At 66.6% G+C, this 11,463-nt stretch carries 15 protein-coding genes and 2 pseudogenes; 8 read left to right on the forward strand and 9 right to left on the reverse strand.

The features are described from left to right. A pseudogene (locus tag APY03_RS44545) lies at positions 1-687 on the forward strand (chromosome partitioning protein ParB); the annotation flags it as partial. 207 nt (positions 688-894) lie between these two features. Here APY03_RS44545 and APY03_RS26755 read toward each other — a convergent pair. From APY03_RS26755 to APY03_RS26790, 8 genes and pseudogenes are all read right to left on the reverse strand, one after another. Then, a complete protein-coding gene (locus tag APY03_RS26755) occupies positions 895-1,413 on the reverse strand; it encodes a GNAT family N-acetyltransferase (protein ID WP_023980163.1) in 519 nt (172 codons plus the stop codon). Between the two features lie 17 nt (positions 1,414-1,430). After that, positions 1,431-2,662 (reverse strand): annotated as a pseudogene (gene chrA / locus APY03_RS26760) (chromate efflux transporter). Continuing rightward, positions 2,659-2,961 (reverse strand): PadR family transcriptional regulator, encoded by a 303-nt coding sequence (locus tag APY03_RS26765; protein WP_003107234.1) that lies wholly within the window; start codon positions 2,959-2,961, stop codon positions 2,659-2,661. The pseudogene chrA and the gene APY03_RS26765 overlap by 4 nt, the downstream one beginning before the upstream one ends. A 98-nt stretch (positions 2,962-3,059) precedes the next feature. Next, on the reverse strand, positions 3,060-3,482 hold the full coding sequence (gene arsC / locus APY03_RS26770) for an arsenate reductase (glutaredoxin) (RefSeq protein ID WP_013721779.1): 423 nt from the start codon (positions 3,480-3,482) through the stop codon (positions 3,060-3,062). Between the two features lie 17 nt (positions 3,483-3,499). Beyond that, the gene (arsB, locus tag APY03_RS26775; RefSeq protein ID WP_068681661.1) at positions 3,500-4,585 is read right to left on the reverse strand and encodes an ACR3 family arsenite efflux transporter; all 1,086 of its coding nucleotides are present in this window, start codon (positions 4,583-4,585) and stop codon (positions 3,500-3,502) included. Positions 4,586-4,595: 10 nt separating this feature from the next. Then, entirely contained in the window at positions 4,596-5,093 is a 498-nt protein-coding gene (locus APY03_RS26780) for an arsenate reductase ArsC (RefSeq protein WP_013721777.1), read from the reverse strand. A 12-nt stretch (positions 5,094-5,105) separates the two neighbouring features. After that, entirely contained in the window at positions 5,106-5,576 is a 471-nt protein-coding gene (locus tag APY03_RS26785) for an ArsI/CadI family heavy metal resistance metalloenzyme (RefSeq protein ID WP_003107243.1), read from the reverse strand. Positions 5,577-5,589: 13 nt separating this feature from the next. Next, positions 5,590-5,937, reverse strand: coding sequence for an ArsR/SmtB family transcription factor (locus APY03_RS26790; RefSeq protein WP_003107245.1), 348 nt, complete (start codon positions 5,935-5,937; stop codon positions 5,590-5,592). A gap of 767 nt (positions 5,938-6,704) precedes the next feature. Between APY03_RS26790 and APY03_RS26800 the strand changes: the two genes are divergently transcribed. After that, positions 6,705-7,019, forward strand: coding sequence for a DUF736 domain-containing protein (locus APY03_RS26800; RefSeq protein WP_015014848.1), 315 nt, complete (start codon positions 6,705-6,707; stop codon positions 7,017-7,019). A 63-nt stretch (positions 7,020-7,082) separates the two neighbouring features. Here the strand turns inward: APY03_RS26800 and APY03_RS26805 are convergent, their stop codons facing one another. After that, a complete protein-coding gene (locus APY03_RS26805; protein ID WP_013721774.1) occupies positions 7,083-7,388 on the reverse strand; it encodes a helix-turn-helix domain-containing protein in 306 nt (101 codons plus the stop codon). 240 nt (positions 7,389-7,628) lie between these two features. Here APY03_RS26805 and APY03_RS26810 point away from each other — a divergent pair, with 240 nt between their 5' ends. The 6 genes from APY03_RS26810 to APY03_RS26835 all read left to right on the forward strand — a co-directional run. After that, positions 7,629-7,979, forward strand: a complete 351-nt coding sequence (locus tag APY03_RS26810; protein ID WP_015014849.1) for a DUF2958 domain-containing protein — start codon at positions 7,629-7,631, stop codon at positions 7,977-7,979. Positions 7,980-8,288: 309 nt separating this feature from the next. Then, complete coding sequence (locus tag APY03_RS26815) at positions 8,289-9,062, forward strand: DUF2285 domain-containing protein (protein WP_013721772.1); 774 nt, start codon at positions 8,289-8,291, stop codon at positions 9,060-9,062. 84 nt (positions 9,063-9,146) lie between these two features. Beyond that, positions 9,147-9,428, forward strand: coding sequence for a helix-turn-helix transcriptional regulator (locus tag APY03_RS26820; RefSeq protein ID WP_013721771.1), 282 nt, complete (start codon positions 9,147-9,149; stop codon positions 9,426-9,428). A gap of 26 nt (positions 9,429-9,454) precedes the next feature. Next, on the forward strand, positions 9,455-10,312 hold the full coding sequence (locus APY03_RS26825) for a replication initiator protein A (RefSeq protein ID WP_015014850.1): 858 nt from the start codon (positions 9,455-9,457) through the stop codon (positions 10,310-10,312). Positions 10,313-10,565: 253 nt separating this feature from the next. Next, positions 10,566-11,204, forward strand: coding sequence for a ParA family partition ATPase (parA, locus tag APY03_RS26830; protein WP_068681664.1), 639 nt, complete (start codon positions 10,566-10,568; stop codon positions 11,202-11,204). Further along, positions 11,201-11,463 (forward strand): chromosome partitioning protein ParB (locus APY03_RS26835; protein WP_068681666.1); only part of this gene is annotated, 263 nt, incomplete at its 3' end. The genes parA and APY03_RS26835, both read left to right, overlap by 4 nt.

The raw sequence follows: 11,463 nt of genomic DNA on the forward strand, positions 1-11,463 counted from the left end.
CGCACGGCGGCGCTGCAAATCGAAGTCGCACGGCATCCGCACGTCGCGCTGGCCGCGCTGGTGCATGGCATGGTGCAGAAGGTCTTGCAGCCCGACGCCTACGGCGATGGACTGCCACTCGGCGTGCGCCTCACGGCGCAAGACCGGCTGGAAGGCATGGCCCCGGACTGGCCGGAATCGCCTGCCGCCGTGGCGCTGCGCGAACTGCAACAGGTAGCCGGTGAAGCCTTGCCGGAGGACAGCGCCGAACTGTTCGCCGCGCTGCTGGCGAAGTCGCAAGACGAACTGGTGCGGCTGCTGGCCGTGTGCGTGGCTTCCACGGTGGACGTGGTGACGCCCCGTGCCACGCCGCACCAGCCCGGCAAGGAACTGGCGCAGGCCGTGGGCCTCGACATGGCCGCATGGTGGAAGCCGACCGCAGAAGGCTACTTCAAGCACGTTTCCAAGGCCGTGATTCTGGATGCCGTGGGCGCGTTTGCACCGGAATTCGTCACCCGGCTGGCGAAGCTCAAGAAGGCCGACATTGCCAGTGAGGCCGAGCGGCTGGCCGATGGCACCGGCTGGATGCCCGCCATCTTCAAGGCCGAAGGCCCGCAGGAGGCCGCGCAGGAAGAAGGCCCGGAGCAGGACGCCCCGGAGGATACCGAGGCAATGGCGGATGAACCCGCCGAGGCACTGGCCGCTTGACCCGCGCCGAAGGCAAGCGCCCCGGCCTCGACCGGGGCGCTTCGCTTTGTGTGGTGGCGCATCGAGACGAAGGAATAACCGCGATCAGCACCGCGCCCAGGCCGTTCCGCCCTGGGCGCGGTGGACGCGAAATCCGGGTGCGACAGTGGCCGCGCCCGGTGTTCAAGGCCAATAGCCGAATTAAAACGCCGCCGCCTTCGCGCTGGCTCAGGCGGCGGCGTTGAAGGCATCGCTGTAGTGCGCGATGCCTTCCGGCACTGTCCCATGCAGGGCCAGCGCCATGAAATAGCCGGGCGGCACGCCCGGCAGTTGCAAGCCCGCATGGGCCTGGAAGCCAAAGCGCGTGTAGTACGTTGGATCTCCCAGCAGCACGCAGCCTGCGGCCTGCATAGCCCGCAGTTCAGACAGCGCCTGTTCCATCAGGCGCGAACCGATGCCTCGCCCCTGCCTTGGCGGCAGGACGGAGATCGGCCCCAACCCATACCAGCCCTCGGTCTTTCGCCTGTGCTCATGGGTGATCGTTACTGGCGACAGCGCGACGTGACCGACGACGCGCCCATGTTCTTCGGCCACGATGGAAAGCGTCAGTTCGTTGGCGGCACGCAAGGCGCGCACGATGAATTGCTCGGTGTGGCTGGTGTGTGGTGCATCAGCGAAGGCGGCGGTCGTGACCGCTTCGATGGCGGCAATGTCGTCGGCGGTTTCGTGTCGGAGCTGGATGGTCAGGGTGTGCCACATGAGATTCAGACGCCCATCGCCATGACCCAGCCCACCAGCCCGGCTAACAGCACCACGAGCGCCGGCGGCACGCGCCCCACCGTCAGCAGTCCGAACGAGAGCAGCGCCAGCCCAAAATCCGCCTTGCTGTGGATGGCACTCGTCCATACCGGGTCATAGAGGGCGGACACCAGAATACCGACCACGCCGGCGTTGATGCCGCGGCCATGGCCGTCTGGATGCCCGCGCGGTGGCGCAGCCCTTCCCAGAACGGCAGTGCACCGACCAGCATGAAAAAAGCGGGGAGGAAGATCGTGCCCAGGAGTGCCAGCCCGCCGATCCAGCCATGCAGCGGTCCGTGGGCGACCGCGCCGAGGTAGGCCGAGAAAGTGAACAGCGGCCCCGGCACGGCCTGCGCCGCACCGTAGCCGGCCAGGAAGTCGGCATTGCTCACGACGCCGCTGGGCACCACCGAGGCCTGCAGCAGCGGCAGCACAACGTGTCCACCGCCGAAGACCAGTGCACCGGAGCGGTACACCCCTTCCAGCAGGGCTATCGTGGACGAGTCCGTGGCTGCCGCCCACAGGGGCAGCCCGACGAGCGGTGCGGCAAACAGCAGCAGCGCCACGATGCCCAGCTTGCGCGAGACGGGGTAGCTGTGGGCGTGGCCGCCGCCGGGTTGCGCGATCTTCAATGTCCACCAGCCCAGCAGCCCTGCCACCGCGATGGCGGCAAGCTGTCCCGCGGCCGAGGGCAGGACCATGGTCAGCAGCGCCGCCAGAATGGCCAGCGCGGCGCGCGGCCGGTCCGGGCACAACGACTTGGCCATCCCCCAGACCGCTTGCGCCACGATGGCCACGGCGACGACCTTGAGCCCGTGCACCCAGCCGGACTGGGCCAGCCCCTGGTACTCGGCGATGCCAAAGGCGAACAGGATCAGCGCAATCGCCGATGGCAAGGTGAATCCGGCCCAGGCCGCCAGCAGCCCCAGCCAGCCCGCGCGGCCCAACCCCAGCGCCATACCGACCTGGCTGCTGGCCGGCCCCGGCAGGAACTGGCACAGGGCGACCAGATCGGAGTAGCTGCGGTCATCCAGCCAGCGGCGACGCTCGACGAACTCCGAGCGGAAATAGCCCAGATGCGCGATCGGCCCGCCGAAGGAGGTCAGCCCCAGCTTGAGGAAGGCGCCGAAGACTTCGACGGGTGAGCCGCGCGCGGCAGCGGCCTCATGCTGCAAGGTGTTGGTGGAATCTGTCATTTGTGCATCGCCTCCCCGGTGAACTCCCGGATGCGGTCCTTGGCCAGCGCCAAGCCTTCCTTGCCCTTGGGCGTGATCGTGTAGAGCTTGCGCACGGTGCGCCCTTCACGCTCCTGGCGGGAGACGAGGTAGCCGTCGCGCTCCATCTTGTGCAGCATCGGGTACAGCGTTCCGGGGGAGAGGCGGTAGCCGTGGTGGGCCAGCTCGTCGATCATCCATTGCCCGTAGATCTCCTGCTCGGCTGCGTGGTGCAGCACATGCAGGCGGATCAGCCCCGACAGCAGGTCGTGGTGCTCCATGGCACGTGGAGTAGGTTTCTCTTTCATATCGAATATCGATAACGAAATTCGATAATACCAGCCTCACTTCAGATTGCCTGCCGCTTGTGCGGGAGGTCTCAGACCCTGCGACCCTCCGCATCCACCACGGCTTCGCCGTCTTCCTTGCGGAACGCGCCGCGCTGCGGCTGCGGCAGGATGTCCAGCACGGCCTCCGAAGGCCGGCACAGGCGCGTGCCCAGCGGCGTGACCACAATGGGCCGGTTGATGAGGATGGGATGCTGGAGCATGAAGTCGATCAACCGGTCATCGCCCCACTGCGGGTCGCCCAGGCCCAGTTCGGCATAGGGCGTGCCTTTCTCGCGCAGCACGGCGCGCGCCGATACGCCCATTGCGGCGATCAGCACCATCAGCGTCGCCCGATCGGGCGGGGTCTTCAGGTACTCGATGACCGTGGGCTCCTCGCCGCTGTTGCGGATCAGGGCCAGCACGTTGCGCGAGGTGCCGCAGTCGGGATTGTGGTAGATCGTGACGGTGCTCATGGGAGTGACCTGGTTGGTTATCGGGTGGCGGAGTTCGGGCCGCATTCGTACCAGCCGCGCGAGCGGTTGACCACGCGCACGACCAGCAGCATCACGGGTACCTCGATCAGCACGCCGACCACGGTGGCCAACGCCGCGCCGGACTGGAAGCCGAACAGGCTGATGGCGGCGGCCACGGCCAGCTCGAAGAAGTTGGAGGCACCAATCAGCGCCGAGGGACAGGCAATGTTGTGCTGCTCGCCCAGCCGACGGTTGAGCCAGTAGGCCAACCCGGAGTTGAAGAACACCTGGATCAGGATCGGCACCGCCAACATGGCGATCACCAGCGGCTGGCGGATGATGGCCTCGCCCTGGAAGGCGAACAGCAGCACCAGCGTGAGCAGCAGCGCCGCGATCGACAGAGGGCCGATGCGCTCCAGCGCCCGGTCGAAGGCGGCTTGGCCCTTGCTCAGCAACGCGCGGCGCCAGAGCTGGGCCAGGATGACCGGAATCACGATGTACAGACCGACCGATACCAGTAAGGTGTCCCACGGCACCGTAATGGACGATAAGCCCAGTAGCAGGCCCACGATTGGGGCGAAGGCGAAGACCATGATGGTGTCGTTCAGCGCCACCTGCGACAGCGTGAACACAGGATCGCCCCCGGTCAGCCGGCTCCAGACGAACACCATTGCCGTGCAGGGTGCGGCGGCCAGCAGGATCAGGCCCGCGACATAGCTGTCGAGCTGGACGGAGGGCAGCCACTGCGCGAAGACCTGGCGGATGAAGATCCAGGCGAGTAGCGCCATCGAGAAGGGTTTGACGGCCCAGTTGACGAACAGCGTCACGCCGATGCCGCGCCAATGCTGCTTGACTTGGCCGAGAGCGCCGAAGTCCACCTTGAGCAGCATGGGAATGATCATCACCCAGATCAGCAGGCCCACCGGCAGGTTGACCTGCGCGATCTCCATGCGGCCGATGGCATGGAACACGCTGGGCGCGAACTGGCCGAGCGCGATACCGGCGACGATGCACAGCAGTACCCACACGCTCAGGTAGCGCTCGAAGACGCTCATGGTGGGGGCGGCCGGCACGCGGCTGGCCGTTTGGGTTCCAACACTCATCGCGCAGACCTCACTTCGTGCCGATGCTGCGCAGCTCGTGCTGCAGCGACATGGCATCCAGGCGTTGCATCGGCAGCGACAGGAATAGCTCGATGCGCCGGCGCAAGGTCAGCGCCGCATCCGTGAATGCCTTGCGCTTCTGTTCGTCGGTGCCCTCGACGGCTGCGGGATCAGGCACACCCCAATGCGCCGACATCGGGCGTCCCGGCCACACGGGGCAGACCTCGCCGGCGGCGTTGTCGCAGACCGTGAAGATGAAATCCAGCTCCGGCGCACCGGGCGCCGCGAACTCGTCCCAGTTCTTGCTGCGGTAGCCGGCGGTCGGCATGTGCAGCCGCTCCAGCGTGGCGAGCGCCAGTGGGTGGACTTCGCCCTTGGGGTGGCTGCCCGCCGAGTAGGCGCGAAAGCGCCCCTGGCCCAATTCATTGAGGATGCCTTCGGCCAGGATGGAGCGGGCCGAGTTACCCGTGCAGATGAACAGGGCGTTGTAGGTCTTGTCGGTGGTCATGGGTATCTCACATCAGCAGCAGGAGGAAGCCGGCTTCACCGCAACGCCCACCGGCTTGCCGCGCACCGGGGTACAGCACGCTGCGGCGGAAGTCGCTGCAGGCGCCGCTTCGTTAAAGACCGGAATGTTGCCCAGCGTGTGGAAGTGCTCCCAGGCCACGCCCTGCGGATCGGTGATCCAGTGCTTCTCGCTGCGCGCGTAGCAGCAGGTCGTGGTGCCCTCGTCCAGCAGCGTCATGTCGGCCGCCTCGGCGCGGGCCTTCAGCACCGCCAATTCCTCGGCATCGTCGGTCTGGATACCCAGGTGGTCGATGCCCGGCTTGTTGCCACGTGTGGAGATGGCGAAGTTGACCGGCGGGTCTTCGAGCATCCATTTGGCGTAGTCGCCTTCGACGCGCGCGGGCTGCGCGGCGAACAGTTGGGAATAGAAGCCGATGCTGCGGTTCAGGTCATCGACGTGCAGGTGGACGTGAAAGCGCTTCATGGGGGTGATCCTTTCAGCAGGAAGTACAGGCAGAGGAGGATTCGGTGACCTCGCACGCGCCGCCCTGGCAGCAGTGCTCGGTCAGATAGCCGAGCAGCCCATTCATCTGGGTGAAGTCGGCGCGGTAGATCAGGTTGCGGCCCTGCTGCTCGATGGTGACCAGGCCGGCATGGGCCAGTTCTTTCAGGTGGAAGGACAGGGAGTTGCGGGCCACGTCGAGCTGGTCGGCGAGGACGCTGGGTGTCAGCCCTTCGGGGCCGGCGACCACCAGGGCGCGGAACACGCGCAGCCGCTGGGTATGGGCCAGGGCGCCGAGGGCGGAAATGGCTTGGGTCTCGTTCATGATTCGATAATACAACATTTATTGAATCATTGGCAAAACGCTTCAATTGAATGGAGCCTGCGCGCTTGCGAGGCTTGACTTTCAAGACAGTTGCTCACGCCTTCGCGCCTGCGGCGCTGCGCGCTTCGCTTGCCTCCAGGGGAAAGCCCTGCGGGCTATCCCCGCCGCGCGCAGCTTGGCGCCCCTCGATGTGGCCGAACCGGCTGCGCCGGATCGGCCCGTCCAGCGCCCCGCCGCGATGAACGGGGCGCTGGCGAACACGCTGGCGCTTGCTGCGGCAGGTTGTGCAGGTGCGTGCCGTCCTCAACGCTGGCGGTTCCTGCCCATCACGTCACGAAGGACGGTTCACGGACAACCCGCCCGGCATCGCTATGGAGCTTCCACGCCACGCCTCAAGACCGGCGCCGCAAGGTGTGGTGGAGGCGTTCTCGCCTGTCGTTGCGGGGTTGACCTCGCCCGCGTCAGCGGGCGAGCCGGAGAAGCCTTCGAGCGGGGATGCCGAGCAGGCCCTATCTCCTTTCGGAGCGGTTCGACCCAAGGCGTCCTTGTCTCGTTGTGAATCCTGGCGGTGGCGCGGCTGCGCCTCGGGCTTCATGGCTGCAACCGTCCGGCGAAAACAATTTCCCCGCCGCTGCACGGCTTCCTCGCGCAGCAAATTCTTTTCGCCTCCCGGCTCTCCACTGCGTTTCGACCGCAAGCGGTGCGGCCAGCCCGTCCCCTGCCGGCCGGATCACAACAAGGACGCGATGGGCGCGAACCTTGTTCAACCGAAAGGAGAAAACATCATGGCCAACATCGGCACCTTCACCGCAGACAAAGACGGCTTCACCGGCACGCTTCGCACCCTGACACTCAACGTCAAGGCCAAGCTGGTTCCCAACGACAAGGGCAGCAGCGAGAACGCCCCCGACTTCCGCCTCCAGGCCGCCGGCCACGACATCGGCGCGGCGTGGAAGAAGACAAGCGAGGCCGGGCGCGATTACCTGTCCGTGACCCTCGACGATCCTTCGTTCCCGGCTCCGGTCTATGCCCGCCTGATCGAAGGCGAGGACGGCACGCACGACCTTATCTGGTCGCGCAGCAAGCCCCAGGCGGCGTGACCGCCGCAGCGCCCCGCCCATCGCGGCGGGGCGCTGTGCTGCTGGTCGCAGCACATCACAACGTCACGCGCGCGGCTTCGCCGCGTCGCGTTCCTTCAACACCGCCTCCAGCTCCTGGCGCACCTGCGCCAGCAGTTCGTCGGCCTTGTGCGGGCTATTGCCCGCATAGGCCAGCGTCAGCAGTGTGAGCGGATGGATCTCCATCACCTCGCACAGCTCGGCCAGCTTGTTCAAGGTCGGGCTTTTCAGGTCGCGTTCGAGGGTACTCATATAGGTACGGCTGGACACGTCAGAGAAGGCTTCCTGGCTCAAGCCACGGGCCTTTCTAACTGTCTTCAACGCCTTCGCCAATGAGTTCCCAGCCGCCACCTATGGTTTCCCTCGAAAAACCAAGATGACAGCCCATTGCGTCCTATAGAGCTACAATCTATAGTGTTCATTTGGTGTTCTACGTTTTTGTGCCTTTACGGAAATCCGCATCGGCGGGTTCCAGCAAAGCCACGCAAGCGCATCCGCGCTTGCGCACGAAGGCGTAAATCCGGTTTGGCGGTTCTGCGCTTGGGCGTGAAACCGCATCCGTGCATCATTGGATTTGTGGGATTGCCGACCATGCCCCAGCCACTCGCCACCGTCCCGGAGCGCGCGCAACTGCTCGCCAACGGCGAGGCCCGCGCCGCTGGCCGGGCCATCGACCCGGTGCCCGTGGTGCGGCTGTTCACGCCGGACGCGCATGTGACCTGGCTGCTGGCTGCGCTCGATCCCGCCGATGGCGACACCGCCTGGGGCCTCATCGACCTGGGAATCGGAATGCCGGCGCAAGGAACCGTCAAGCTGTCCGAGCTGGCTGGCATCGTCGGGCCGCATCAGCAGCCCGTGATGCGCGACCTCTATTTCCGCCCCACGCGCACGCTGTCGGAATACACCCGGCTGGCCGAGCGCGACGGGGCCATCCCGGACTGAGTACGGCCTACTGTGGCTTTCTCAGTCTGGTGTCATGCCGGATAGGTCTTAATCGGCACTCTTGCGGCATACCCCGGCAAATCTGATCGAAACAGTCATGATGTCCGGCCTGGGCTGCGGCAGGCTGGCCTGTACGGCGTCCCACGGTCGGGGCGCTGCCACTGCCACATTGAGACGGAAACCGCAACGCATCGGAGCCAATTGGTCTTGACAACCCGAGCCACAATTTTTACCCATGACGTTCTGACGATGGCGATGTAGCGCGTAGCCCGGCCGTGGCGGCGATTCCTGTTCCCAGGAGGTTGCGTCATGGCCGATCGCGCCGCCGAGTCTTGGTATCCGACTGCCGCGTATCTGTACGTGCTGCATCTGGACAGCCTTGCGCTCGCCTGGGAGTACCTGCGCAGGCACCCCGACTACCGGCTCGATTGGCTGCGCCATCGTCGCCGGTCACAGGCAGCACAGGACGCGGCGCATCGCTGGGGCCTGCGCCTGCTGGAAGACCCGGCCCTGGATGCGCGCGACGCGCATCCGGCCTGGCAGCCCGGCCACGCTGCCGTGGTGCAACTCTACCCCGATGCCGATCCGCCCGTGGATGCCGAATCCTTCGCGTTCTGGCGTATCCCCGGCCATAAGCAACTGCTCCACGATGGCAAGGGGCTGGCGCTCACCGCACGCAGCCCCGGCCATTGCCTGCGCTTCGCGCTCGCGCCTGGACTGGAAGACGGCATGGCCGTCGCCTATGCCCACCGCGGCGGCGCTGCCGCGCCTGCGCGCGGTCATGTGTTCGGCGCGGCACTGGCCGATGCCAGACGTAGGCCGACACCTGCCGCGCTGCTGGAACTGCACACCTTGCAGGCGCTCGACGCGACCCTGGCGGGTGCGTCCTTGCGCGACGTGGCCGAAGGTCTGTTCGGCGCCGATGCCGTGGCCGCCGACTGGCACGCCGATGGCGATCTGCGTGCCCGCGTGCGCCGCCTGGTGCGGCGCGGCGATGCGTTGATGCGCGGCGGCTACCGCCGCCTAGCACAACTGTCGCCGCTTGAGAAGGGACGTTTTGATGGAGACGCAAAACGTCCCTGAGCAGAGCAGCTTCGTTTTCTGAGACTGGCTTCCATCCGGTTGCGCTGTGTGGCCGGAGCTTTGCAACCGATGGAGGTTCATCTCATGCGTCCCGCTCCTTTGCGGCCTGCCGCCGCTGTCTCAACTGCTGCCGCGCAGCCCCAACGCTATCTGACCAACGACGAAGCCGCCGAATACCTGCGCCTGTCGCCGCGCACGCTGGAAAAGCAGCGCGTGATCGGCGGCGGCCCGCGCTTTCGCAAGTTCGGCCGGCGCGTCATGTACGCCGTGGCCGACCTCGATGCCTGGGCCGCCGACCGCAGCTTCGAGACGACTTCCGATCCCGAATACGCCGAGCACCACTCGGCCGACAGCCGTGCGCGCTGACCACTGGAGCGCGGGAGGCCATCGCCATGTCCAGCCCTGCGCTGCCGTCCCGGCAGCGGCCGTTGCAAGAGCGCGAACAGCTCGACCTGTTCCGCGCCTTGCCCGGCGACATGGCGCCGCGCGACAGCCAGGACTTGATGGCCTTTCCGTTCTTCTCGCTGGCGAAGTCGCGGCGCGTCGCGCCGATCGACTTCCGGGCGGGGAACGTCACGATCCGCGTGGAAGGCACGGCCGAGCATGGCATCGCCACGATTTGGGACGCGGACGTTCTGATATGGGCGGCCTCGCAGATCGTGGAAGCCCGCGACGCGGGCTTCCGCTCGTCGCGGCTGATGCAGGCCACGCCCTACGAGATCCTGCGGTTCATCGGGCGCGGTACGTCGCTGCGCGACTACCAGCGCCTCAAGGCCGCCCTCGACCGGCTGCAATCGACCACGGTGGCCACGTCGATCCGCGAGACGACCGGACGGCGCCTGCATCGCTTCTCGTGGATCAACGAGTGGAAGGAACTGGCCGATGCCAAGGGCACGCCCTTGGGGCTGGAGCTGATCTTGCCGGACTGGTTCTATGCCGGCGTCATGGACGCCGCCCTGGTGCTGACCATCGACCCGGCGTATTTCCGGCTGACGGGCGGCATCGAGCGCTGGCTGTACCGGCTGGTGCGCAAGCACGGTGGCCGACAGCCGGGCGGCTGGCAGTTCGATTTCCGACACCTGTATCGGAAATCGGGCAGCGCTACGCGCTTCTCGGACTTCGCCTACGACCTGCGCACGCTGGTCGCGCGGCAGTCGCTGCCGGGCTACGCCCTGGGCATCGAGCGGATGCCGGACAACGGCGCCGAGCTGCTGACCTTTCGGCCCGTGCCATACACGGCACGGGGATAAACGGTGCGCAACTTGTGGACGGGCTCGTGCTATCAGGAGTACGAGGTATCGTGCTATCGGGAGTACGGCTATCGTGCTATCAGGAGTACGAATCGGCCGCAAAGCCAATAACGGCGCGGGTTTGCGGCCCCTCTAACTTCCCTAACTTAAAACCTCTAACTGGTAGTAGAAGCGCCGCGCCACGGTGGACAACCGCCACGCGGCACGAAGCGCAGCGGCAACAGCCCGGCTTTCCAACACGGAGGGCCGCGCCATGATCGTTGCTCTGCTCAACCAGAAAGGCGGCGTGGGCAAGACCACGCTCGCCACGCACATCGCTGGAGAGTTGGCGATGCGCGGCCAGCACGTCGTTCTGCTGGATGCCGACCCGCAAGGCTCATCGCTGGACTGGACGCAGCGCAGAAGCCAGCAAGGCTTGCCACGGCTGTTCAGCGCCGTGGGCCTCGCACGCGAAACGCTGCACCAAGAGGCGCCAGAACTCGCCAGGCGGGCTGATCACGTCATCATCGACGGCCCGCCACGCATCGCGGCGCTGGCGCGCTCCGCGCTGTTGGCGGCCGAGCGCGTGCTGATCCCCGTGCAGCCCAGCCCTTACGACCTGTGGGCCAGCGCCGAGATGGTGGCGCTGATCCGCGAGGCACAGGTGTTCCGGCCTGCGCTGCGCGCGGCCTTCGTCATCAATCGGCGCGTCAGTACCACCGTGATCGGGCGCGAAGCGCGCCAGGCGCTGGCCGACCAACCGCTTCCTGCGCTGCGCGCGGAAGTGCATCAGCGCATCGTGTTCGCCGACAGCGTGGCCGCTGGCCGGCTTGCACGCGAGACAGCGCCCGACGGCGCCGCCGCGCGTGAAGTCACCGCGCTGGTGGACGAACTGTTGCGGTGGCCGGCATGACCGCGAAGCCTCCACCTCGCGCAAAGCGCGTCGGCATCGGCGCGCGTCCACCTGCGAATCCGCACGCCGAGGCGTGGATTCGCCAGGGTGACGCCGATGCACTGGGCAAGGGCGACCTCTACACGGCTCGCCTCACCCTCGACATCACGCCCGCCATGCGGGCGCGCATCAAGGTTTCGGCTTTCACGCAGGGCGTGACCGTGGCCGACCTGCTGCGCAGCCTGCTGGAGCGGGAGTTTCCAGAACACCGCAGGGAGAA

The organism is Variovorax sp. WDL1 (assembly GCF_001541225.1).
In the GTDB taxonomy this organism is placed as follows: Bacteria; Pseudomonadota; Gammaproteobacteria; order Burkholderiales; family Burkholderiaceae_C; genus Variovorax.

Coding starts and splice junctions, on each gene's coding strand:
- APY03_RS26765 (WP_003107234.1), bottom strand. CDS start 2,961: ATGGAGCACCACGACCTGCTGTCGGGGCTGATCCGCCTGCATGTGCTG.
- arsC (WP_013721779.1), bottom strand. CDS start 3,482: ATGAGCACCGTCACGATCTACCACAATCCCGACTGCGGCACCTCGCGC.
- arsB (WP_068681661.1), bottom strand. CDS start 4,585: ATGAGTGTTGGAACCCAAACGGCCAGCCGCGTGCCGGCCGCCCCCACC.
- APY03_RS26780 (WP_013721777.1), bottom strand. CDS start 5,093: ATGACCACCGACAAGACCTACAACGCCCTGTTCATCTGCACGGGTAAC.
- APY03_RS26785 (WP_003107243.1), bottom strand. CDS start 5,576: ATGAAGCGCTTTCACGTCCACCTGCACGTCGATGACCTGAACCGCAGC.
- APY03_RS26790 (WP_003107245.1), bottom strand. CDS start 5,937: ATGTTGTATTATCGAATCATGAACGAGACCCAAGCCATTTCCGCCCTC.
- APY03_RS26800 (WP_015014848.1), top strand. CDS start 6,705: ATGGCCAACATCGGCACCTTCACCGCAGACAAAGACGGCTTCACCGGC.
- APY03_RS26810 (WP_015014849.1), top strand. CDS start 7,629: ATGCCCCAGCCACTCGCCACCGTCCCGGAGCGCGCGCAACTGCTCGCC.
- APY03_RS26815 (WP_013721772.1), top strand. CDS start 8,289: ATGGCCGATCGCGCCGCCGAGTCTTGGTATCCGACTGCCGCGTATCTG.
- APY03_RS26820 (WP_013721771.1), top strand. CDS start 9,147: ATGCGTCCCGCTCCTTTGCGGCCTGCCGCCGCTGTCTCAACTGCTGCC.
- APY03_RS26825 (WP_015014850.1), top strand. CDS start 9,455: ATGTCCAGCCCTGCGCTGCCGTCCCGGCAGCGGCCGTTGCAAGAGCGC.
- parA (WP_068681664.1), top strand. CDS start 10,566: ATGATCGTTGCTCTGCTCAACCAGAAAGGCGGCGTGGGCAAGACCACG.